Origin of the sequence: Kribbella jiaozuonensis, from assembly GCF_005233875.1 — a bacterium.
GTDB classification, from domain to species: Bacteria; Actinomycetota; Actinomycetes; order Propionibacteriales; family Kribbellaceae; genus Kribbella; species Kribbella jiaozuonensis.
On record NZ_SZPZ01000002.1, the window covers coordinates 722,628 to 744,194 of the forward strand.

21 protein-coding genes are annotated in these 21,567 nt (G+C 68.6%); 16 read left to right on the forward strand and 5 right to left on the reverse strand.

All coding sequences use genetic code 11. From position 1 onward, the window contains the following. Window positions 1–54 precede the first annotated feature (54 nt). The 9 genes from FDA38_RS15015 to FDA38_RS15055 all read left to right on the forward strand — a co-directional run bounded on the left by FDA38_RS15015 (window position 55) and on the right by FDA38_RS15055 (window position 8,345). Window positions 55–219: a ribbon-helix-helix domain-containing protein gene (locus tag FDA38_RS15015; protein ID WP_130450832.1), complete on the forward strand. Its 165-nt coding sequence runs from the start codon at window positions 55–57 to the stop codon at window positions 217–219. Beyond that, complete coding sequence (locus FDA38_RS15020; protein WP_137254645.1) at window positions 216–860, forward strand: VOC family protein; 645 nt, start codon at window positions 216–218, stop codon at window positions 858–860. The genes FDA38_RS15015 and FDA38_RS15020 overlap by 4 nt, the downstream gene beginning before the upstream one ends. Then, the gene (locus FDA38_RS15025; RefSeq protein ID WP_137254646.1) at window positions 857–1,339 is read left to right on the forward strand and encodes a GNAT family N-acetyltransferase; all 483 of its coding nucleotides are present in this window, start codon (window positions 857–859) and stop codon (window positions 1,337–1,339) included. The genes FDA38_RS15020 and FDA38_RS15025 overlap by 4 nt, the downstream gene beginning before the upstream one ends. Before the next feature lie 17 nt (window positions 1,340–1,356). Next, the gene (locus FDA38_RS15030) at window positions 1,357–2,613 is read left to right on the forward strand and encodes an MFS transporter (RefSeq protein WP_137254647.1); all 1,257 of its coding nucleotides are present in this window, start codon (window positions 1,357–1,359) and stop codon (window positions 2,611–2,613) included. 50 nt (window positions 2,614–2,663) lie between these two features. Then, window positions 2,664–3,488: a GNAT family N-acetyltransferase gene (locus tag FDA38_RS15035; protein ID WP_137254648.1), complete on the forward strand. Its 825-nt coding sequence runs from the start codon at window positions 2,664–2,666 to the stop codon at window positions 3,486–3,488. 43 nt (window positions 3,489–3,531) lie between these two features. Beyond that, window positions 3,532–4,587, forward strand: coding sequence for a M14 family zinc carboxypeptidase (locus tag FDA38_RS15040; protein ID WP_233714724.1), 1,056 nt, complete (start codon window positions 3,532–3,534; stop codon window positions 4,585–4,587). 24 nt (window positions 4,588–4,611) lie between these two features. Then, complete coding sequence (locus FDA38_RS15045; protein WP_137254650.1) at window positions 4,612–4,974, forward strand: DoxX family protein; 363 nt, start codon at window positions 4,612–4,614, stop codon at window positions 4,972–4,974. Window positions 4,975–5,061: 87 nt separating this feature from the next. Beyond that, a complete protein-coding gene (locus FDA38_RS15050; protein ID WP_137254651.1) occupies window positions 5,062–6,825 on the forward strand; it encodes a proline--tRNA ligase in 1,764 nt (587 codons plus the stop codon). 143 nt (window positions 6,826–6,968) lie between these two features. Continuing rightward, on the forward strand, window positions 6,969–8,345 hold the full coding sequence (locus FDA38_RS15055; protein WP_137254652.1) for an FAD-binding oxidoreductase: 1,377 nt from the start codon (window positions 6,969–6,971) through the stop codon (window positions 8,343–8,345). On the opposite strand, the gene FDA38_RS15060 is transcribed toward FDA38_RS15055, so the two are convergent. Next, window positions 8,309–9,541: an RNA polymerase sigma factor gene (locus FDA38_RS15060; protein WP_137254653.1), complete on the reverse strand. Its 1,233-nt coding sequence runs from the start codon at window positions 9,539–9,541 to the stop codon at window positions 8,309–8,311. The two genes, FDA38_RS15055 and FDA38_RS15060, sit on opposite strands and share 37 nt — an antisense overlap. Further along, window positions 9,538–9,945, reverse strand: coding sequence for a YciI family protein (locus FDA38_RS15065; protein WP_137254654.1), 408 nt, complete (start codon window positions 9,943–9,945; stop codon window positions 9,538–9,540). The genes FDA38_RS15060 and FDA38_RS15065 overlap by 4 nt, the downstream gene beginning before the upstream one ends. Before the next feature lie 90 nt (window positions 9,946–10,035). Between FDA38_RS15065 and FDA38_RS15070 the strand changes: the two genes are divergently transcribed. Then, window positions 10,036–10,806: a sulfite exporter TauE/SafE family protein gene (locus tag FDA38_RS15070; RefSeq protein ID WP_137254655.1), complete on the forward strand. Its 771-nt coding sequence runs from the start codon at window positions 10,036–10,038 to the stop codon at window positions 10,804–10,806. Between the two features lie 9 nt (window positions 10,807–10,815). Continuing rightward, the gene (locus tag FDA38_RS15075) at window positions 10,816–11,568 is read left to right on the forward strand and encodes a class I SAM-dependent methyltransferase (RefSeq protein ID WP_137254656.1); all 753 of its coding nucleotides are present in this window, start codon (window positions 10,816–10,818) and stop codon (window positions 11,566–11,568) included. Here the strand turns inward: FDA38_RS15075 and FDA38_RS15080 are convergent. Further along, a complete protein-coding gene (locus tag FDA38_RS15080) occupies window positions 11,552–12,706 on the reverse strand; it encodes a cytochrome P450 (RefSeq protein WP_202877693.1) in 1,155 nt (384 codons plus the stop codon). The genes FDA38_RS15075 and FDA38_RS15080 overlap by 17 nt on opposite strands. Before the next feature lie 121 nt (window positions 12,707–12,827). Between FDA38_RS15080 and priA the strand changes: the two genes are divergently transcribed. From priA to FDA38_RS15105, 5 genes are read left to right on the forward strand one after another with little or no spacing between them, the layout of a single operon-like run. After that, a complete protein-coding gene (priA, locus tag FDA38_RS15085; RefSeq protein ID WP_137254658.1) occupies window positions 12,828–13,565 on the forward strand; it encodes a bifunctional 1-(5-phosphoribosyl)-5-((5-phosphoribosylamino)methylideneamino)imidazole-4-carboxamide isomerase/phosphoribosylanthranilate isomerase PriA in 738 nt (245 codons plus the stop codon). Beyond that, window positions 13,562–15,865 (forward strand): HAD-IB family hydrolase, encoded by a 2,304-nt coding sequence (locus FDA38_RS15090; RefSeq protein ID WP_137254659.1) that lies wholly within the window; start codon window positions 13,562–13,564, stop codon window positions 15,863–15,865. The genes priA and FDA38_RS15090 overlap by 4 nt, the downstream gene beginning before the upstream one ends. Continuing rightward, window positions 15,862–17,061 (forward strand): zinc-dependent alcohol dehydrogenase, encoded by a 1,200-nt coding sequence (locus tag FDA38_RS15095; RefSeq protein ID WP_137254660.1) that lies wholly within the window; start codon window positions 15,862–15,864, stop codon window positions 17,059–17,061. The genes FDA38_RS15090 and FDA38_RS15095 overlap by 4 nt, the downstream gene beginning before the upstream one ends. 34 nt (window positions 17,062–17,095) lie before the next feature. Further along, complete coding sequence (locus FDA38_RS15100) at window positions 17,096–18,676, forward strand: lactate racemase domain-containing protein (protein WP_137254661.1); 1,581 nt, start codon at window positions 17,096–17,098, stop codon at window positions 18,674–18,676. Continuing rightward, on the forward strand, window positions 18,676–19,608 hold the full coding sequence (locus FDA38_RS15105) for a lysophospholipid acyltransferase family protein (RefSeq protein ID WP_137254662.1): 933 nt from the start codon (window positions 18,676–18,678) through the stop codon (window positions 19,606–19,608). The genes FDA38_RS15100 and FDA38_RS15105 overlap by 1 nt, the downstream gene beginning before the upstream one ends. A gap of 46 nt (window positions 19,609–19,654) precedes the next feature. Here FDA38_RS15105 and FDA38_RS15110 read toward each other — a convergent pair whose 3' ends face one another. Together FDA38_RS15110 and FDA38_RS15115 are read right to left on the reverse strand one after the other, a co-directional pair. Then, window positions 19,655–20,839: an SGNH/GDSL hydrolase family protein gene (locus FDA38_RS15110; protein WP_137254663.1), complete on the reverse strand. Its 1,185-nt coding sequence runs from the start codon at window positions 20,837–20,839 to the stop codon at window positions 19,655–19,657. Window positions 20,840–20,898: 59 nt separating this feature from the next. Beyond that, a complete protein-coding gene (locus FDA38_RS15115) occupies window positions 20,899–21,498 on the reverse strand; it encodes an ArsR/SmtB family transcription factor (RefSeq protein ID WP_137254664.1) in 600 nt (199 codons plus the stop codon). Window positions 21,499–21,567: the final 69 nt, after the last annotated feature.

Sequence of the window (21,567 nt, forward strand, 5' to 3'; positions counted from 1 at the left end):
TCGGAGCTCCCTGCCGATTGACGCTTAGCTGTCTAGGATGCTAGCAATATAGCCATGGCGGATGACGGTGGCAAGAAGGTGCAGTTCAACGTGTATCTGCCGCCCGGGTTGGTGCGGCGGGTGAAGCACAAGGCGATCGACGAGGGCGCGAGTCTGTCGTCGCTGGTCGAGCAGGCGCTGGCGGAGTACCTGGACAAGCATGGGGAGGCGCGGGGATGAGCAACGTGACGATCAGGCCGTTGCGGTTCACGGCCGACGTGGAAGGGATGCGGGCGTTCCTGGAGACGCTCGGGCTGCGGTCGCGGATCGAGTCCGAGCACGGCGGCTGGGTCGACATGCTGACCGGTCGCGGCATGGTCGCGCTGCACGACGCGGCGAGCAGTAGCACCGGCGGGCAGCCGGGGCAGACGAACCTGTCGTTCGAGGCGGACAAGATCGACGAGTTGCGGGACCGGCTGGAGCAGGCGGGGTTCGTCGACGCGACCGTCTTCGACGAGGCGTACGGACGCGTGCTGTCGGTCACCGGCCCGGATGGGGTCGTCATCTGGGTCGACGAGCGGGCCGAGGATATGTACGGCTACAAGGTGCACGATGCGCGTCCGGACGAGCGCTGGTCGGTCACGCCGTACCTGAGCGGTGCGGAAGAGCAGGCCTGGCGCCGCTTCTTCGAAGGCGTCGGCATGGACACCCCTGTGCGGGTCGGGCCTTCCGGCAGCGGCTTCGCTGTGAGGCTGGATCTCAGCACCACCGAGGACCTGGACGAGGTCAACGGCCGGCTGGACGACTACGAGGTCAAGCGAACCGCGAGCGGGCTCGAGATCGTGGACCCCGACGGGCAGCTCGTGGTGGTGCACGGATGATCGCCGTACGCCGGGCCGAGCTCAGCGATGTCGACGCGATCCGGCAGATCGGCCTGACGACCTGGCCGGTGGCGTACGCCGGACTGGTCCCGGAAGCGTTCATCACCGACGGACTGGCTCAGTGGTGGTCCGTGGAGGCCGTCGAACGAGGTATCAGCAAGGGCATCACGCTCGTAGCGGCAGACGGCGACGCGCTCGTCGGCATGGTCGGGCTCGGCCGCGAAGAAGACTCCTGGGTGATGTGGAAGCTGTACGTGCTCCCGGACCAGCAGAGCAAGGGCGTCGGCAAAGCGCTGCTCGACGCCGCGATCGCAGCCCTCCCGGACGGTACGCCGGAACTCCTGCTCGACGTGCTGGTCGCGAACGAGCAGGCGATCGGCTTCTACCGCAGTCAAGGATTCACCGAGGCGCAGCGGACCCCGAGTCGCGATCTCGGTGACGAATTGATGTGGATGGTCATTGACCTCGACCGCACCTGAGCTTGCAGGATTCCGTCATGACGACAGTGATGCCCGGGCGGCTGCGCGACGACCCGGACTTCCGGCGGTACTGGACGGCCCGTGCGCTGTCGATCACCGGCTCGATGGTCACAGCGATCGCGCTGCCGGTGCTTGTCTACCGGCTGAGCGGTTCGACCGTCCTGACCGCTGTGGTGACAGCCCTCGAGTCGGCGCCGTACCTGCTGGCCGGACTATTCGCGGGTGCGCTCGCGGATCGCTGGAACAGGCGCCGAACCATGGTGACGGCCGACTGCGTCAACGCTGTACTGGTCGGGTCTGTGCCGGTCGCACACCTGCTCGGTGTGCTGACCGTCGCCCACGTGCTAGTGGTCGCGTTCACCGTCCAGGCGGTCTACACGTTCTTCGACGGTGCGAACTTCGGCGCACTGCCGGTCCTGGTCGGCCGGGCGCGGGTGGCGCAGGCCAACTCAGCAGTCTGGACGGCCTCGAGCCTGATCGAGTTGTTCGTCCCGCCACTGACCGGTCTGACGCTCGCCGTACTCGATCCGGCCAGTCTGCTCACGCTGGACGCGCTCAGCTTCGCAGCGTCGGCGTTCGCCGTCCGCGGGATCGTGCGGGCGATGTCCGAGTCCCGCGAAGGGCAGCCGCGGCTCCGCCCGCGCGTAGTACTGACCGACATCGGTGACGGCCTGCGGTACCTGATCCAGCACGCCGGCGTACGGACGATGACGATCGTCGGCAGCATCCAGTCGTTCGCCGGCGGCGGATTCATGGCGCTGATCGTGGTCTGGTGCGACCGCGTCCTCGACATCGGTACGTCGGGACTCAGGTTCGGACTGGTCTGGGGGACGTGGGGGATCGGCGGACTGATCGCCGCACTCAGTCTGCCGCGGTTGCTGAAGCGGATGCCGCCTGCAGCGATCACTCTGTACGCACTGCCGGTCTCGGCGCTTCTGGGCGTGCTCACACCACTGTCACCCCAGTGGGTCGTTGCTGCGCTCGCAACGCTCGTCTGGGGTTCCGCGTACGTGCTGGTGATCGTCAACGCGATCTCGTACCGCCAGCAGGTGACTCCGGAGAAGCTGCTCGGCCGGGTCAACACGGCCGGCCGGATGCTGTCCTGGGGTGTTGGGTGGACGCTGGGCTCGGTACTCGGCGGAGTGCTCGGCAACGCCTTCGGACCGCGGACCGGAATGGTGCTGATGGGACTGTTCGGGTGCATCGGTGTCGTGTTCGCCTGGACCTCGCCGCTGAGCCGGATCGCGGCCGGTCACGACAACGAGGCGGTCTGACCGAGGCCCTGTTTTATACGTGCGGGGCGATCATCCGCTAAGTTCTGCGCGTGGGCGTACGGGTTCTCGGTCCTCGTGACCTCGCGGCGGCGCGCGCGGTCATCGCCCGCGATCCAGTCGTGAATGTGTTCGTCGACAGCCTGGTCCAGGCGTCCGGCCTCGACCCGCGCCGCGGCGCCGAGGTCTGGGGGTACGTCGACAAGGGCGCGCTCGAGGCCCTCTGCCATGCCGGCGGGAACATGGTCCCGGTCGGCGCGGACGATGCGGCGCTGCGGGCATTCGCGGCGTACGCGATGCGCCGGGGGCGGAACTGCTTCCAGATCCTCGGGCAGGCCCGCGCGGTCGACCAGCTGTGGAGCATCCTCGAGCCGCACTGGGGTCCGGCCCGCGAGGTCCGCGACGACCAGCCGTTCATGGTGATCGAGGGGTCGCCGTTGATCGCGCCGGATCCGCTGGTCCGCGCGGTGGAGCCGGTCGAGCTGCCGGTCCTGTATCCGGCCTGCGTTGCGATGTACACCGAAGAGGTCGGCGTGCCGCCGCAGACCGGTCCGGACGGGACGTTCTACCGGTCGCGGGTGGCGGAGCTGATCCGGGCCGGGCGTGCGTTCGCTCGGATCGAGGACGGGCGGGTCGTGTTCAAGGCCGAGGTCGGATCGGTCGGGTCCGGGGTTTGTCAGATCCAGGGCGTGTGGGTCGATCCGGAGTACCGCGGTCGCGGCCTTGCTGCACCTGGGATGGCGGCGGTGGTCGAGCTTGCCCGGCAGATCGCGCCGGTCGTCACTCTCTACGTGAACGCGTTCAACCTGCCGGCGCGAGCGGCGTACGAGCGGGTCGGCTTCCGGACGATCGAGACGTTCGCGACGATTCTGTTCTGATTCCGCGTACTCTCCGTGATCCGCCGATGATTGGCTGGTCGGCGTGCGAAGGCTCGCGGCTCTTCTCTGCACTCTTGCCGTCACGTTCACATCCTCGACGGCCTACTCATCGCCCGGTGTTACGTACTACGGCGGGTACCACACCGTCGCCGGCCACGAGCAACACAACGCGGCCGTCGCCGCCGCGCACCCGGATCTGGTGAAGCTGTACGACATCGGTGACTCGTGGCTGAAGGCGAAAGGGCAGGGCGGGCACGACATCCAGGCTTTGTGCATCACGAAGCTTGCGCCTGGCGATTGCGCGCTGAACAGCACCGGGAAGAAGCCCAAGTTCGTCCTGCACGCGCAGATCCACGCGCGGGAGATCGCGACCGGCGAGATCGCGTACCAGTGGATCGACCTGCTCGTCGCGTCGTACGGCGTAGATCCCGAGCTCACCGAGCTGCTCGACACCCGCGAGCTGTGGGTGGTGCCGATCGCGAACCCGGACGGAGTGGACGTGGTCGCGTCGAATCCGGCGCAGCCGCTGCTGCAACGGAAGAACGTCGACGACAGCGCCGGTGACTGCACCGCGGGCTACCCCGGAGTCGACCTGAACCGGAACTCGTCGTTCCACTGGGACGGCGATCAGGGCGGTCCTTGCGACGAGATGTACCCCGGTGCGAAGGCGGCGTCCGAGCCGGAGACCGTAGCGATCCAGGGCTTGCTGTCTGCGATCTTCGCCGGCAGGACAGGCGTCTTCATCACCCTCCACAGCTACGGCAACGACATCCTCGCGCCCTGGGGCTATACGAGGACGGCCGCGCCCGACCAGGCCGCATTGGTGGCCTTGGGCAACAAGATGAGCGCGTTCACGGGCTATCCGGTCTTCACCGGCGACGGCGGGATCGGGTACCTGACGCCGGGGTCGACCAGCGACTGGTTGTACGGGACGCGCGGCGTGCCGTCGTACACCTTCGAGATCGGGCCGAGGACCGGATGGTGTGCCGGTTTCGTGCCGCCGTACTCCTGTATTGCCTCGACGTTCTGGCCGTTGCTGAAACCAGCGTTGGTTTACGCCGCGAAGTCGGCCGCGACGCCGTACGGGCCATTGCCGTGATTACTGTCGGGTAAGCTCCGGCGCATGTCGCGGAGCAAGAGCACCACCGGCCTGGCCGTTCTGTTCGGCGTGCTCGGATCCTTGCATTTCCTGAAGCCGGAACCGTTCGAACAGATCGTTCCGCATGCTTTGCCGCGCAAGAAGGAACTTGTTTACGCCTCAGGTGCGGCCGAACTCGCCTGCGCGGCGGGTCTGCTGCACCCGCGCACGCGGAGATTGGCCGGATTGATGAGCGCCGGCCTGCTGGTCGCGGTATTCCCGGCGAATGTCCAGATGGCCGTCGACCTGCGCTCCAAGGGATCGCGGAAGGCGCAGGCAGTGGCCTACGCACGGTTGCCGCTGCAGCTCCCGTTGATCAGATGGGCGCTCAAGGCAGCCCGCGAGTGACCTGTGGATAACGTGGTGGGAGCATTACCACCAGACCGATATCCTCTGTGACGTCCCGTTCTCGACTTTGCACGCTTGGAGACTCCCGTGATTTTGCGTATGTCGTCGCTGTTCCTCCGCACCCTTCGCGAGGATCCGGCGGACGCGGAGGTCCCGAGCCACAAGCTGCTCGTCCGCGCCGGGTACATCCGGCGCGCCGCGCCCGGTATCTACACCTGGCTGCCGCTGGGCCTGCGGGTGCTGCGCAACGTCGAGCGGATCGTCCGCGAGGAGATGGACGCGATCGGCGCGCAGGAGCTGGTGTTCCCGGCGCTGCTGCCCCGCGAGCCCTACGAGGCCACCGGCCGCTGGACGGAGTACGGGCCGAACATCTTCCGGCTGAAGGACCGCAAGGGCGCCGACATGCTGCTCGGTCCGACCCACGAGGAGATGTTCACGCTCGTCGTGAAGGACCTGTACTCGTCGTACAAGGACCTGCCGCTGTCGATCTACCAGATCCAGAACAAGTATCGCGACGAGGCGCGGCCGCGGGCCGGCGTGCTGCGCGGGCGTGAGTTCGTGATGAAGGACTCGTACTCCTTCGACATCGACGACGACGGCCTCGCCGCGTCGTACGAGAAGCATCGCGACGCGTACATCAAGATCTTCGACCGGCTCGGGTTCGACTACGTGATCGTCCAGGCGATGTCCGGCGCGATGGGCGGCTCGCGGTCCGAGGAGTTCCTCGCGATCGCGGAGAACGGCGAGGACACCTTCGTCCGCTCCCCGGGTGGGTACGCCGCCAACGTCGAGGCGGTCGTCGTGCCGCAGTCGCCGGCTGTCGACGCCTCGGCCGTGCCCGCGTCCGAGGTCGTGGACACGCCGGACACGCCGACGATCGACACCCTCGTGGACGCGCTGAACGCGAAGCACGCGCGCAGCGACGGTCGCGAGTGGACCGCCGCGGACACCTTGAAGAACGTGCTCGTGATGCTCGTGCACCCGGACGGGTCGCGCGAGCCGCTGGCGATCGGCGTCCCGGGAGACCGGGCGATCGACGAGAAGCGGCTCGGCGCGCAGGTCGAGCCGGCCGAGGTCGTTGCCTTCGAGGAGGCGGACTTCGAGAAGTACCCGTCGCTGGCGAAGGGCTACATCGGTCCCGGCGTGCTCGGCAAGGAGAACACGTCGGGCATCCGCTACCTGCTCGATCCGCGGGTGGCCGAGGGCTCCGCGTGGGTGACGGGTGCGGACAAGTCCGGTTTCCACGTCATCAACCTGGTGCACGGTCGCGACTTCACCGCGGACGGGACAATCCAGGCCGCCGAGGTGCGTGACGGTGACGAGGCGCCGGACGGTTCGGGTGCGCTGGAGTCGGCGCGCGGGATCGAGATGGGCCACATCTTCCAGCTCGGCCGCAAGTACGCCGATGCCCTCGACCTGAAGGTCCTCGACCAGAACGGCAAGCTTGTCACGGTCACGATGGGTTCGTACGGCGTCGGCGTCACCCGCGCGGTGGCGGCGATCGCCGAGGGCAACCACGACGAGCTCGGTCTGGTCTGGCCGCGTGAGATCGCGCCGGCCGACGTCCACCTTGTTGCCACTGGCAAGGATTCCGAGGTCTTCTCGAAGGCGGCCGAGCTTGCCGCCGAGCTGGAGTCCCGTGGTCTGTCGGTGATCTACGACGACCGCGAGAAGGTCTCACCTGGCGTGAAGTTCAAGGACGCAGAGCTCATCGGCGTTCCCACGATCGCCGTCGTCGGCAAGGGCCTCGCCGACGGCACGATCGAGGTGAAGGACCGCCGCTCGGGCGACCGCACCGACGTACCGGTCGCCGACGTCGTCGACCACCTGGTCGCGGCCGTCCGCAGCTGAACCAACCGTAAACCGGCCCCACTCCGAAGCGGAGCGGGGCCGGTTCTGCATTTTCTTCGGTCGAGCGTGTCGAGGAACGCCGGTCGGCTCCGATCCCGGGGTGAGACGCCAGAGGGGGCGTCTCGGAATCCAGGGAGTTGGCGATGACGGAATCTGTGGTGGTTGGGCGGGCGATCGACGAGCTTCGCGGGGTTGTCCGCGGGGAGGTCCTCGTCGACGGGGACGCGGAGTACGCCGAGGCCGGGCGCGTGATGATGGCCGAGGGACGGCCGAGCGTGGTGGTTCGCTGTGCCGGTGCGGCTGACGTGGTGGCTGCGCTGAGGTACGCCGAGGCGCAGGACCTGCCCGTCGCCGTACGCAGCGGTGGGCACAACGCGGCCGGGTTCGGTACGAACGACGGTGGCGTGGTGATCGACGTACGGCCGATGGACGAGGTCAAGGTGCTGCCGGACGAGGTCGTTCGGGTCGGCGTCGGCGCGACCTGGGGCAACGTAGCCGCGGGGCTCGCGAAGCTCGGGTTGGCGATCTCGTCGGGGGACACGGCGAGCGTCGGCGTCGGCGGGTTGATGGCCGGCGGCGGCATCGGCTGGATGGTCCGCAAGCACGGGCTCGCGATCGACAACGTGGTGTCGGCCGAGGTGGTCACGGCCGACGGTTCGGTACGCCGGGTCGACGCCGCGAACGAGCCGGAGTTGTTCTGGGGACTGCGCGGCGCCGCCGGCAGCCTCGGCGTCGTCACGTCGTACGACATCACCGCCGTACGTCAGCCGACCGTGCACTTCGGCACGCTGCTGTATCCGTGGACCCAAACTGCAGAGGTGCTCAAGGGCTGGGCGGAGTACGCCGCGCACGCGCCCGCGGAGGTCACGTCGTCGCTGCAACTCGCGCCGACGATGATGGCCGATCGTCAGGTGCCGGTCGCCATCATGGTCTGCGTTGCCGGCGACCCTGCGCTCCTCGAACCGCTGCGCAACCTCGGCACGCTGCTCACCGACAAGGTCGCCGAGGTGCCGTACGCCGAGGTGTTCTCGGACATGTCGATGCCGGCGGAGTGGCGTCCGCGGATCCGCAACGGCTTCTTCGACTCGTGGTCAGTTGAACTCGCCGACCGCCTGCTCGAAGCCCGTCAGCAGATCCCGGCGATGGCGATGGAGATCCGGTCACTCGGCGGTGCGTTCGGCGAGATGCCCGCGGACGCGACCGCGTTCGCCCACCGCGATGCGCAGTTCATGGTCAACTCGGTGGTGATGGGAACGCCCGACGCACAGGCCGCGCAGGACTTCGACGCGTTCTGGCAGACGCTGCGGCCGAACGGCGCGTACGTGAACTTCCTGTCCAACCCGACCGACGCCGACCTCGACAACTGCTACCCGGAATCCCACCGCGCCCGGTTGGCCGCGCTCAAGCAGGCGGTCGATCCGGGACATGTGTTCCGCAGCGCGTTGAGTGTCGCGCCGCGCCCGGAGTGGACCGGCGGCCGCCGTCACTTGATGAGGTGGGCGATGCGGTCGCGGAGGTAGTTCTGTTCGGCCGTGTTGCGGGTGCGCTCCAGCGCGGCGAGGTAATTCGACCGGGCCAGGTCCGGGCGACCGGCGAGCTCGTGCAGGTGGGCGAGGACCGACAGCCGGCGATGGTGCTCACCGAGGTATTTGTCGTCGGCCAGCCCTTCGACGATCGCGATGCCCGCGTCCGGACCCTCGGTCATCGCGATCGCGACGGCGGCGCCCAGCGTCACCATCGGACTCGGGTCGACCTTCTCGAGGAGCCGGTACAGGCCGACGATCTGTTCCCAGTCGGTGGTCTCGACCGAGTCGGCCTCGCTGTGCACCGCCGCGATCGCCGCCTCCAGTTGGTACGGGCCGACGGCGCCGGTGCGCAGGGTCTCCTCGACGATGCGAGTGCCCTGGGCGATCTCGTCGGCGTACCAGCGCGACCGGTCCTGCCGATCGGCCGGAATCAGATTGCCGCCGGGTCCGGTCCGCGCGTCGCGGCGGGCGTGGGTGAGGGTCATCAGCGCCAGCAGGCCGGCCACCTCGCCCGCCTCGCCCGTGGCCTGACACAGCAGGCGGGTGATCCGGAGTGCCTCCTCGGCGAGATCCACGCGTTGCAACGAATCGCCCGCGCTCGCGGTGTGACCCTCGTTGAAGATCAGATACAGGACCTGCAGTACGGCGGCCAGGCGCTCGTCGTACTCCTCGGCCGTCGGGAGCTCGAACGGGGCGTCCTTGATCAACCGCTTCGCCCGGCTGATGCGCTGCGCGACGGTGCTCTCGCTGACGAGCAGGGCGGCGGCTACCTCGGCGGTGGTGAGGCCGCCGACCGAGCGCAACGTCAGCGCGATCTGCGACGCCGGAGTCAGCGCCGGATGACAACACAGCACCAGCAGCCGGATCGTGTCGTCGGCGTCCTCGTGGTAGTCGTCGGGGTCGTACTGGTCGGCCGGCGCCCGCAGGAAGTCGTTCAGCTCGCGCTGCCGTCGCGCGTTGTCACGCCGCCAGCCGTCCATCATCCGGCGGGACGCGACGCTGATCAGCCAGCCGATCGGCTGCTCCGGTACGCCGTTCGCGCCCCACTGCACGAACGCGTCGACGAGCGCCTCCTGTACGGCGTCCTCGCACTGGTCGAACGCGTCGTACCTCCGGACCAGCACCGCCAACGCCCGCGGCGCCGCCGCCCGAATCGCTGCTTCGAGCTCGGATGCCGCGGGACCGGTCACGCTTCGCCGGCTCCCTCGATGAAGGCCAGCTGGGCAACGAACTCGTCGTGGTCCTGATTGATCTCGCGGAGCTCGACCCGACGGAACTCTGCCAGCGGGATCAACGCCGCGATCTCCAGCGCCCGCTCCACCGACGCGCAGTTCAGGATCATCGCTCCGGCCAGGAACTCCTTCGTCTCCAGCAGCGGACGGTCCGAGATCACCGGCGTACCGGCGACGAGCTGGACGTCCTTCTCCTCGCCCGGGTCGTTGAGCCTGAGAACCGACACCAGCTCTCCGCTCGTCAGCAGCTCCCGCGCGGTGGCCGCGATTCCGGCCGGTCCGCCGGACATCTCGAACAGCTGTTGCTCGGTGAACTGCTTGATGGCCTCGGCGTTGTTGTGGATCAGCAGTAGGAACTTCACCCCGCCATTCTCCCGGATCGAGTGTCATAACTCTCAATGCGTGCTGTAAGGGTTGAGTCGTACAACGCCCTTACCTGATCATCGGGCTCTGTGCCTGATGTTTCGTTGTGGACGTTGCTGTTCCTGGTGATCGCCGCCTTCGCGGCCGGCTGGATCGATGCCGTGGTCGGCGGTGGTGGGCTGCTGCAGTTGCCCGCGATGCTGCTCGGCCTGCCGAACGCGTCGCCGGCGCAGATCCTGTCGACGAACAAGATCTCGTCGCTGTGCGGTACGACGACCAGCGCGGTCACATTCGGCGTGAAGGTCCGGCCGGACAAGAAGACCGTCCTGCCGCTGGCGATCCTGGCCGGGCTCGGCGCGGCGACCGGTGCGTTGGTCGCGACGAAGATCCCGATGTCGTGGTTCAAGCCGATCGTGCTGGTGCTGCTGATCGTGGTCGCGATCTACACCGCGATGAAGCCGTCCCTCGGCGCGCGGACCGCGTTGCGCTTCGACGGCCGCGACCATTACCTCGCGGCGAGCGGCGTCGGCGTACTCATCGGCTTCTACGACGGCGCGGTCGGGCCGGGGACGGGCTCGTTCCTGATCTTCGCCCTGGTCGGGCTGCTCGGGTACAACTTCCTGCAGGCCAGCGCCAAGGCGAAGATCGCCAACGTCGCCACCAACCTCGGCGCGATCCTCGTCTTCGCCCTCCACGGCGCACCCCTGTGGGGACTCGGCCTGATCATGGGCGCGGCCAACATGCTCGGCGGTCTCCTCGGCGCCCGTACTGCGGTCGCTCGCGGCAGCCGGTTCGTCCGGGTCGTCTTCCTGGTTGTCGTCTCTGCTCTGATCATGCGCCTGGCCTGGGACGTGTTCTAGGGTCTGGGGATGGTGGACTACAACGGTCGGATGGGGAGTGTGTACGTCGCTGGCCGGGGGATCCCGCCGGCCGAGGTACGGCGGTGGAGCGCGGCGTTCGCGACGTACCTGCCGGAGCGGCGGCCGCTGGACGTGCTCGACCTCGGGAGCGGGACCGGTCGGCTCACCCCGGGGCTGGCTGAGGAGTTCCAGGGGCAGGTGTACGGCGTGGAGCCGTCGGACCGGATGCGTGCGGCGGCCGAACCGCATCCGCGCGTGACCTATCTGAAGGGCAGCGCCGAGGAGATTCCGTTGCCTGAGGCATCGGTTGACGCGGTGCTGATGTTCCTGACGTTCCACCACTGGACCGATCCCTTGCAGGGGCTCCGGGAAGTCCGCCGGGTGTTGCGGCCCGGGGGAGTGGGTCTGCTGCGGACTCAGTTCTCGGACGTGATGCCGGACCTGTTCTGGTACCGGTACTTTCCGTCTGCGCGCGAGGTCGACGCGACGATGTACGTCTCGGTCGCTGAGGCGCAGGCGCTCGCGGTGGAGGCGGGGCTGACGCCGGGCGAGGACCTCGTACGGATCACCGCCGAGGAGCCGCGGACGTTGCGGGAGACCTACGAGCGGCTCAAGCTGCGGGCGTTGTCGACGTTCGAGTACCTGCCGGAGGAGGAGGTCGAGCCGGGGTTCGAACGGTTCGCGGCGGACGCGGAGCTGGATCCGGACCGGGCTATGCCGGTGTACGACGCGACGATGCTGGTGCTTACGCGTCCCAGCTGACGCGCAGCGCGGACGGCTTGCGGAAGACGAGGCCGCGCGGTGGAGGCGAGTCGTCGGCCAGGCGGAGGCCGGGGAGTCGGAGGGCTGCTTCCAGGGCGGTGAGCGTCTCGAGGCGGGTCAGGTGCATACCGAGGCAGATGTGCGGGCCGCTGGCGAAGGCGAGGTGGCGGCGGGCGTTGGGTCGGCGTACGTCGTACGTGTCGGGCGACTCGAACACCTCGGGGTCGCGGCCGGCGCCGGCGAGGGAGACGGTGACCATGTCGCCGCGGCGGATCTGCGTGCCGGCGAGCTCGATGTCGCGGGTGGCGTAGCGGTCGACGACGGCGGCGGCCGGTTCGAGGCGGAGCGACTCCTCCATGGCGTTCGGGAGGAGGGACGGGTCGGCGAGGACCAGGTCGAGTTGGTCGGGGTTGGTCAGGAGGTGCCAGAGGGCGTTGGTGATCATGCCCTCGGTGGTCTCGATACCGCCGAACATCAGCACGGCGGCGTTCGCGACCACCTCGTCCACACCGAGCCCGGCATGCGCGGCCGCGGCGATCAGCGAATCCGAAGAGTCGATGCCCGCGGCAACATGCTTGTGCAGCTCGCCGAAGGCCGCGGCGCCCTCGGCGGTCACCGGGTGGCCGGCCGAGACACCGGACACGGACGCGGAGATCGCCGTGTACCAGTCGAGCACGGTGGCGGCGGACGCCGGCGGAAGCCCGAGCGAGTAGGCAACCACGGCAACCGACAACGGCCCCGCGAGTGTCGTCCGAAGGTCCGCGGACGGGCGCGCGGCGCCGGCCGCGCCCGGGGTCTGGCCGGCGTTGCGTCGAGCGGCAGCCATCAGTTCGTTCACGGTCTGTTCGACCGGGGTGGTGAAGCGGCGGCGGGTTTCGGCGAGGGTGAAGGGGGATTCGAAGGGGTCTCGGTGTGACTTGTGGTTTGCGCCGTCGAGGGAGAGCATCGACGGGCCGACGACCTGGGCGGTCGAGAAGCGGGGATCGTCGACGGTGAACGTGTCTGGGTCCCGCAGGACTGTGAGCGCGAGCGCGCGCGAGGTGACCATCCAGGTGTTCAGCGGCTCGATCCAGCCGATCGGGCGGATCGCAGCTAGCGTCGGATGCGGGTCGGTTTCGAGGTCTTCAACGGTCACCACGGGACCAGCGTACGGATAGAACCACTTACTACACTGGTATTGCTGAGACAGATCGGATATGAACGACTCAGCGGGCCTCCGGGTTACGAATCCTTCAGCATCGCCCTCTAGGGTGTGGGCCATGTCAGACAACCTGGTGCTCCTACCTGCCGTCGATGTGGCGGACGGGCAGGCGGTTCGGCTGGTGCAGGGTGAGGCCGGGAGCGAGACGTCGTACGGCGATCCGCTGGCTGCCGCGATGGCCTGGCAGGACGCCGGCGCGGAGTGGATCCACCTGGTCGACCTCGACGCCGCGTTCGGCCGTGGCAGCAACCGGGAACTGCTGGCCGAGGTGACCGGCAAGCTGGACGTCCAGGTCGAGCTGTCCGGTGGCATCCGCGACGACGACTCCCTGGAAGCCGCGCTGGCGACCGGCGCGCGGCGCGTCAACATCGGCACCGCCGCGCTCGAGGACCCGGAGTGGTGCGACCGGATCATCCAGCAGTACGGCGACCGGATCGCGATCGGCCTCGACGTCCGCGGCCGGACGCTGGCCGCCCGCGGCTGGACCAAGGAAGGCGGCGACCTGTACGAGGTGCTCGACCGGCTGGAAGCGGCCGGCTGCGAGCGCTACGTGGTCACCGACGTCACCAAGGACGGCATGCTCCAGGGCCCGAACCTGGACCTGTACCGCGACCTGTGTGCGCGCACCGACAAGCCGATCATCGCGTCCGGCGGCGTCTCGAGCCTCGACGATCTCAGGGCTCTGAGCACGCTGGTCCCGGACGGCGTGGAAGGCGTGATCGTCGGCAAGGCCCTGTACGCCGGCGCGTTCACCCTGACCGAGGCACTCGAGCTCACGCGTGGAGGCGACAAGTGAGTCTGGCCGACAAGCTCAAGGACAAGAAGGTCCTTGTCACCGGCGTCACCGGCTTCGTCGGTGAGGCGCTGCTGCACCGGATCATCGGCGACCTGCCCGGCACCACCGTGGCCGCGATCATCCGGCCGAAGGGTTCGCTGACCGGCGCCGACCGGATGGCGCAGCTGCTCCGCAAGGACATCTTCAAGCCGTTCTACGGCGAGGGCACCGAGTACGCCGACGCCGAGGCACTGTCCGCGGCCCGGATCCACGTGATCGACGGCGACCTGTCCGACGTACCGGAGCTGCCGAAGGATCTCGACATCGTCGTGCACTGCGCCGGCGACGTCAGCTTCGACCCGCCGATCCACGAGGCCTTCACGACCAACGTGCTCGGCACCAAGAGCCTGCTCGAGCGGATCGACGAGAGCCGGCAGGGGACGGACCGCCGGATCCACTACGTCCACATCTCCACCGCCTACACCGCGGGCCGCCGACGCGGCGCGATCCCCGAGGCGTCGGTCGAGCATCTGGTCGACTGGCGGACCGAGGCCGAGGCCGGTATGGCGATGAAGGCCCGGATCGAGGAGCAGTCCCGGTCCGCGCCGATGCTGGCGAAGTTCCGCAAGGAGGCGGAGAAGCTGCACCGCCGCGCCGGCCACCTGACCGCCGCGGCCGACACCGAGCGGCGCCGGATCGAGTGGGTCGCGAAGAAGCTGGTCGAGACCGGCACCGAGCGCGCCCGCAGCCTCGGCTGGACCGACTGCTACACGTTCACCAAGGCACTCGGTGAGCGCGTGGTCGAGGAGTTCGCCGGCAAGCTGCCGACGTCGATCGTCCGCCCGGCCATCATCGAGTCCGCGCTGCAGTCCCCGCACCCGGGCTGGATCGAAGGCTTCAAGATGGCCGAGCCGCTGATCCTGGCGTACGGCCGCGGCGAGCTGCCGGAGTTCCCGGCCAGCCCCGACTCCGTCATCGAGATCATCCCGGTCGACCACGTCGTCGGCGCGATCTGCGCGGTGATGGCGACAGAGCCCGAGCTGAACAAGCCGGAGTACTACCACATCGGCTCCGGCGCCCGGAACCCGTTGACCTTCGAGCAGCTGTACGCCGGCGTCCGCGCGTACTTCTCCAAGCACCCGTTCGACCTCGGCGAGCGCGGCGCGGTCCGGCTGCCGGTGTGGAAGTTCCCTGGCGGCGACTCGGTCGAGACGATGCTGCGGTACGGCGAGAAGGCGCACAAGATCGCGGACCGGATCATCACGACCGTGCCGCGGAGCGAGCGGGTCCGCAAGTACGCGCGCGAGCTCGACGTACAGAAGCGTCGGCTCGACTTCCTGCGCCGCTACATGGATCTGTACTCCGAGTACGCGCAGGCCGAGCTGCAGTTCATCGACGACAACGTGCTCGCGTTGCACAACGCGCTCGAGGGTGACGACAAGGAGAAGTTCGCCTGCGACACCGCCGTCGTCGACTGGCAGTACTACCTGCAGGAGCTGCACTGCCCGAGCGTCACGGAGTCGATGCGCCGGCTGGACGTCGTACGCAAGAAGCGGAACAAGGCGCTCGCCGAGTCCGCCGGCGTACTGAAGAAGGTCGAGCCGTCCTCGGAGTCGAAGGTGATCGCGGCGTTCGACATGGATGGCACGCTGCTGTCCTCGAACGTGATCGAGACCTATCTGTGGATGCGGCTGCCCGAGCTGGACGGCCCGCAGCGGGTCGGCGAGATCGGCGCGATGCTGCGCAAGCTGCCGAAGCTGATCGCGGCCGAGCGCAAGGACCGCGGCACGTTCCTCCGCACGATCTACCGCCGGTATGCCGGTGCCGATCTCGAGGAGCTGAACCAGATCGTCGACGAGATCCTCGCCGAGCACGTGCTCGAGCGGCTGAGCGGCGCCGCCGTACGACGGATCCGCGAGCACCGCGCCGCCGGGCACAAGACGATCCTGATCACCGGCGCAGTCCGTCCGCTGACCCGGCCGCTCGAGCCGCTGTTCGACGAGATCGTCGCGGCGGAACTGGCTGTCGACGACCGCGGTCGCTGCACCGGCTTCCTGTCCGGTCCGCCGCTGGTCGGTGAGTCGCGGGCCGCGTGGATCAAGCACCACGCCCGGCAGACCAACATCGACCTGTCCAAGTCGTACGCCTACGCCGACAGCCACTCGGACCTGCCGATGCTGGAGACCGTCGGCAATCCGGTCGCGGTCTCGCCGGACGTGTCGCTCTTCCGGGCCGCCCGGGCCGCGCGCTGGCAGATCGTCGACTGGAAGACCCCGTCCACCTCGTCCCGTCTGGAGCTCCCTGGGGTGAACGCCCGATGATGCTTGCCCTCGAGATGTACCGGTCGCCGGCCAAGTTCCTGGCGGCCAAGGCGGTCGGCGGCCGGATCCCCGGCATCCTGACCGGACCGGCCGCGCCGCTGCGCCTCGTCACGATCAACGAGCCGAAGGCCGAGCGGCCCGGCTGGGCGCGGATCCGGCCGATCCTGTCCGGTATCTGCGGCTCGGACCTCGGCATGGTCACCGGCTCGACCAAGCTGTACTTCTCCGCGGTCGTCTCGATGCCGTTCGTCCCCGGTCACGAGATCGTCGGCGAGCTGCTCGACGACTGCGAGGACCTGCCGAAGGGCACCCGGGTCGTGATGGACTCCGTGCTGACCTGCGAAGCGCGCGGCGTCGAGCTGTGCGAGAACTGCGTGACCGGGAACACCAACCGGTGCGACCGGATCACGGTCGGCCATGTCGCGCCGGGTCTGCAGACCGGGTTCTGCCAGGACACCGGCGGCGGCTGGGGCAACCTGCTCGTCGCCCACCGCAGCCAGCTGTACGCCGTACCGGACGGACTGTCCGACGAGCGGGCCGTCCTGGTCGAGCCGCTGTCCGGTGCGGTGCATGCCGCGCTCCGGGCCAAGGTCCAGCCGGGTCAGTCGGTACTCGTCAGCGGCGCCGGTGCGGTCGGGCTGTTCGCCACGCTCGCGCTGCGCGAGCTGACGCAGGCCGGCCGGATCACCGTGGTCGCCAAGCACCCGAAGCAGCGTGAGCTGGCGCGGGCGTTCGGTGCCAGCGATGTGGTCGCCCCCGACGAGGTGTTCCGCGGCGTACGGCGATCGACCGGCGCGTTCCGGCTCAAGCCGGACTTCGGCGCGGGCGAGTTCCTGCTCGGCGGCGTGGACGTCGCGGTCGACGCGGTCGGCAGCAAGGACTCGATCGACACCGTCCTGCGTGTGACCAAGGCAGGCGGCCGCGTTGTGCTGTCCGGGATGCCGGCCAGCGGCGCCGACCTGTCGCCGGTGTGGTTCCGCGAGCTCGAGGTCACCGGCACCTACGCGTCCGCGCGGGAGGAGCCGAACGGCCGCCCGGCGTTCGAGACCGCGCTGGAGCTGGCCGGACGGGCACCGCTGGACGGGATCGTCGGTGCGCGGTACCCGCTGTACCGGTGGCGCGAGGCACTGGACCACGCGCATTCGGCCGGCCGACTCGGCACGGTCAAGGTTGCTTTCGATGTGAGGGCCTCATGAGGGCGCTGAACGTACGACGAGAGAGGTTCTGAACATGTCTCGGCCAGGTTTTGTGCTTGAGGTGGACGACCGGACCCCGCCGCTGCTCGTGCACAACGGTGAGGGCTTCCTGCTGGAGCGGTTCCCGCTCGGCACCCGGGTGGTGTACCCGCCGGAGGCGCTGCCGCCGGTGCGGGACGTCGACGAAGCGATCCAGAACGCGCTGCTGAACCCGATCGAGTCCGAGCCGCTGCCCGAGCTGCTGCGCGCCGGGATGCGGCTGACGATCGCGTTCGACGACATCTCGATCCCGCTGCCGCCGATGAAGAAGCCGGACATCCGGCAGCGCATCATCGAGGCCGTGCTGGAGCTGGCCGCGCAGGCCGGTGTCGACGACGTCGAGCTGATCTCGGCGAACGCGCTGCACCGCCGGCTCACCCCGAACGAGCTGCGCGACATCGTCGGCGAGCGGGTGTTCCGCTCGTTCTTCCCCGACGGCAAGCTCTACAACTTCGACGCCGAGGACAGCGCGAACCTGACCCACCTGGGCCAGACCCGGCACGGCGAGGACGTCGAGATCTCCAAGCGGGCGGCCGAGTCCGACCTGCTCGTCTACGTGAACGTGAACCTGGTGGCGATGGACGGCGGCCACAAGTCGACGTCGATCGGCCTGGCGTCGTACAAGTCGCTGAAGCACCACCACAACAGCCACACGATGATCCACTCGCGGTCCTTCATGGACCACAAGCGGTCGAAGATGCACGAGTCGGCCTGGCGGATGGGCGAGATCCTCACCCAGCACGTCAAGGTCTTCCAGATCGAGACCACGCTGAACAACGACATCTTCGGCGGGCCGCTGGAGTTCCTGCAGAAGCGTGAGTGGGAGTGGTCGCTCAAGGACCAGGCCTCGATGCTCGGCACCAAGCGTGCGCTGGCGGCGGCGCCGAGCAAGCTCCGGCACAAGATCTTCACCGACGTCCGCTCGAACTACGGCCTGACCGGTGTGCACGCCGGCAAGATCGAGCCGGTGCACGACAAGACGCTGGAGAACGTCCACCGCCAGCACATGGTCGAGGTACAGGGTCAGTCCGATGTCGCGATCATGGGTGTGCCGTTCATCGGCCCGTACAACGTGAACTCGGTGATGAACCCGATCCTGGCCGCCTGCATGGGCCTGGGCTACTACTTCAACTCGTACCGGGGCAACCCGGTCGTCCGCAAGGACGGCGCGGTGATCCTGTACCACCCGGTCGACTACGAATTCAGCCAGCTGCACCACCCGTCGTACGTCGACTTCTTCGAGGAAGTGCTTGCCGAGAGCACCGATCCGGCGACGATCGAGGCGAAGTTCGAGAAGCAGTACGCCGAGGACCCGTGGTACATCCACCTGTACCGGACCTCGTACGCGTACCACGGCGTGCACCCGTTCTACATGTGGTACTGGATCTCGCACGCGCTGGACCACTGCGGCGACATCGTCTGGGTCGGGGCGAACCGCAAGACCGTCGAGCGGATGGGCTTCCGGTCCGCGTCGACGCTGTCCGACGCGCTCGAGATGGTCAGCCACTCGGTCGGCCGGTCGCCGTCGATCACGTACCTGCACAACCCGCCGCACCTGCTCGCGGACGTGCGCTGATGGGTACCAGCCTGGTGAAGTTCAGCCGGGACACCGCGCGTGACGTGAAGCAGGTCGCGCGCGGCTGGCGGTGGGGCCGGCGGCCGCAGGTACCGCGGTCGGCCGAGCCGTACGTGATCCCGAAGGAGTCCACGGTCTTCCCGACCAAGTGGGCCCGGACGCCGGCCGCGATCGCGGTCCGCGACCTGATCCAGAAGGGCCCGCTGAACGCGGTCCTGAACTTCGAGGTCAGCCCGCAGGTGAGCGGACTGGACTCGCTGCTCAAGCTCGACGGGCCGGCGATCATCGTCGCGAACCACTCGTCGCACCTCGACACCCCGTTGTTGCTGCTGTCGCTGCCGGACGCGATGCGCCGCAAGACGGCGTTCGCGGCCGCGGCCGACTACTTCTTCGACACCTGGTGGCGGGCGGCCGGGTCGGCGATCGTGTTCAACACGTTCCCGATCGAGCGCCGCGGCGGCAACCTGAGCTCGACGCCGGGCGACCTGCTCGCCGACGGCTGGAACGTGGTCGTGTTCCCGGAGGGGACGCGGTCGCCGGACGGCTGGATCCAGCGGTTCCGGATGGGCGCGGCGTACCTCGCCGTCGAGCACGACGTGCCGGTGATCCCGGTCGGTATCAAGGGCTCGTTCGCCGCGATGCCCCGCGGCCGCGGCTGGCCGGTCCCGGGCCGCCCGGCAGTACACGTCCGGTACGGCGACCCGCTGCGTGCCGCCGAGGGGGAGAGCCCGCGCGACTTCGCGCCCCGGATCGCCGCCGCGGTCTCGGCGTTGCTCGACGAGGAATCGACCACCTGGTACGAATCCCGTCGCCGCGCCGCCATCGGCGCCTCCCCGTCCCAGACCGGACCCGAGGCTGCCCGCTGGCGCCGCGTCTGGGAGACCACGCGGCCCATGAAGTCCACCGACGGGCGCCGCCGCGCCTGGAAGTAGCTGTCCCTGGAAGGGGCCGCAGGCAACTACTGCCTGCGGCCCCTTTCTAGTGGCCGAGCGCCTTGGCGGCTGCGGCGGCCATTGCCGCGTACCCGGCGTCGTTCGGGTGCAGATGATCGCCGGAGTCGAGCGCCGGATCGATCCGTTGCTCGTCCGCCGGATCTCCGACAGCCAGGGCGAAGTCGGCGACGCCGTCGTACTGACCTGAGGTCCGGATCCACTGGTTTGCCTGGGTGCGGATCGCTTCGGCCCGCTCGAAGTCGGCCGGCTGCATGTAGTCGGCCTTGAACGGGGTGATGGTGCCGCCGATGATCCGTACTCCGCGGGCGTGTGCGGCGGCGATCATGTTGCGGTAGCCGGCGATCAGCTGGTCCGCCGTGATCCTGGGCGTCTCGCCGCAGCCGAAGTTGAACTCGCTGTCCCAGATGTCGTTCTCGCCCTCCTCGACGATCACCGTGCGGACTCCGGGCTGCCCGAGTGCGTCGCGCCGGAACCTCGTCACGCCGACATCGCCGAAGCAGGGGAGCTGGTGCAGCAGCAGGTTTCCGCTGATGCCGGCATTGGCTACACCGAGCCTCGTCTTCCCGAGTCGTTGCGCCAGGTCGTCGGAGTACCGGTGATCGGCGCCGACGGTGGAGTTGTGCCCGTTGGTGATCGAGTCGCCGTAGGCCACGATCGTGCCCGCGGCTCCGGTCACGTCGACACCGGTGAGGTAGTAGAAGGCGTGGCTGGTGGCCGTGCCGGGTGCGTTGTCGTGCAGGTGGTTGCCTGCGGTCGCGGACGTCGTGGTGAGCCCGTCCTCGTGGAAGGTCGCCGGTCCGGTCGCGCCGTCGACGTACAGCGAGACGACGAGTTGCTCGTCGGAAACGCTCGGGACTGCGACCGCGTCGGAGGTCGCGGTCCGGCCGGGGGCGATCGTCGTACGGCGTGAGCCGTGGAAGGTGACGTCGGTGCGGGCGACTGTGACGCCCGTGAGCTGGAGCGGCTTGGTCCCGTACAGGTTGGACAGCCGGATCCGCAGGCTCCGGCCGCCGGTGCTGAGGCGGACTGTCTGCCGGATGGTCTGGTGGTCGAACCCGGCCTGACTCCAGTTGCCGTCGGCGGCGGTGGGGCTTTGCATCGCGCTCGCCCAGGCGGCCGACCAGGTCGTGTGCAGGGGCTGAGCTGCCGCCGGCGTGGTGAACATCGCCGCAGCGATCACACCGGCAGCCAGGAACTTCGTGGTGCGCATGTCGATCCTCTCGTTGGGAGAATCGATAGTTGCAGTGACACTAGTGGCAATGCAACTAGTTAACCGGTGACGGCGTACCAGCCGACGAGGAGGTGGACCGGGACGCCGTTCGGATCGTCGTCCTCGAGGGCGTCGAACTCGGCCTGCAGAGCGAGCAGTCGGCGGCGGAACTCGGCGGCGCGGTCGCGGCTGACGTTGGCGACCATGCCGCGGCCGACCAGTAGGCCTAGTGGCGTTTCCGCCTCGGCGCCGATCGGGACGCGGCCGGCGGTCAGGTTGGTGACCAGTTCGGTGCGGAACTCGCCGAACAGCGCGGACAGCGTGTCGGCGAACTCCGCGGACGCCGCTTCGTTGGTGACCAGGTCGCGGCTGATGGTGAAGTCGAGCTGAGCGGTCTGGTAGCGCTGTTCCTGGATGCCCGAAACCAGCCGGGTCTCCGCCACCCGGATCAGCTCAGCCGCCTCGAGTTGCTTGAGGTGGCGGTAGAGCTTCGTCTGCGGTTCGCCGAGAGCGGCCGCGAGCTCCTTGGCCGACATCACCGGCGGCGCCGAGCGGTCGCCGCTCATCAGCAGGCGAAGGATCGCGACCCGGATCGGATCAGACAATGCCCGCATGGTCTCGACATCCGTGATCGCCCGGACCGGCCTCGGTTCCTGCATGGCGACTCCCTCTCGTTTACGTCTTGCGCAACATTCTCACATCTGACAATGTTCACGCCAACGTGAATA

What these genes read in the sequence shown, in the direction of transcription:
- FDA38_RS15075 (WP_137254656.1), top strand. Translation starts at nt 10,816, where the DNA reads ATGGTGGACTACAACGGTCGGATGGGGAGTGTGTACGTCGCTGGCCGG.
- FDA38_RS15100 (WP_137254661.1), top strand. Translation starts at nt 17,096, where the DNA reads ATGTCTCGGCCAGGTTTTGTGCTTGAGGTGGACGACCGGACCCCGCCG.
- FDA38_RS15025 (WP_137254646.1), top strand. Translation starts at nt 857, where the DNA reads ATGATCGCCGTACGCCGGGCCGAGCTCAGCGATGTCGACGCGATCCGG.
- FDA38_RS15015 (WP_130450832.1), top strand. Translation starts at nt 55, where the DNA reads ATGGCGGATGACGGTGGCAAGAAGGTGCAGTTCAACGTGTATCTGCCG.
- FDA38_RS15045 (WP_137254650.1), top strand. Translation starts at nt 4,612, where the DNA reads ATGTCGCGGAGCAAGAGCACCACCGGCCTGGCCGTTCTGTTCGGCGTG.
- FDA38_RS15105 (WP_137254662.1), top strand. Translation starts at nt 18,676, where the DNA reads ATGGGTACCAGCCTGGTGAAGTTCAGCCGGGACACCGCGCGTGACGTG.
- FDA38_RS15055 (WP_137254652.1), top strand. Translation starts at nt 6,969, where the DNA reads ATGACGGAATCTGTGGTGGTTGGGCGGGCGATCGACGAGCTTCGCGGG.
- priA (WP_137254658.1), top strand. Translation starts at nt 12,828, where the DNA reads ATGTCAGACAACCTGGTGCTCCTACCTGCCGTCGATGTGGCGGACGGG.
- FDA38_RS15095 (WP_137254660.1), top strand. Translation starts at nt 15,862, where the DNA reads ATGATGCTTGCCCTCGAGATGTACCGGTCGCCGGCCAAGTTCCTGGCG.
- FDA38_RS15020 (WP_137254645.1), top strand. Translation starts at nt 216, where the DNA reads ATGAGCAACGTGACGATCAGGCCGTTGCGGTTCACGGCCGACGTGGAA.
- FDA38_RS15030 (WP_137254647.1), top strand. Translation starts at nt 1,357, where the DNA reads ATGACGACAGTGATGCCCGGGCGGCTGCGCGACGACCCGGACTTCCGG.
- FDA38_RS15110 (WP_137254663.1), bottom strand. Translation starts at nt 20,839, where the DNA reads ATGCGCACCACGAAGTTCCTGGCTGCCGGTGTGATCGCTGCGGCGATG.
- FDA38_RS15115 (WP_137254664.1), bottom strand. Translation starts at nt 21,498, where the DNA reads ATGCAGGAACCGAGGCCGGTCCGGGCGATCACGGATGTCGAGACCATG.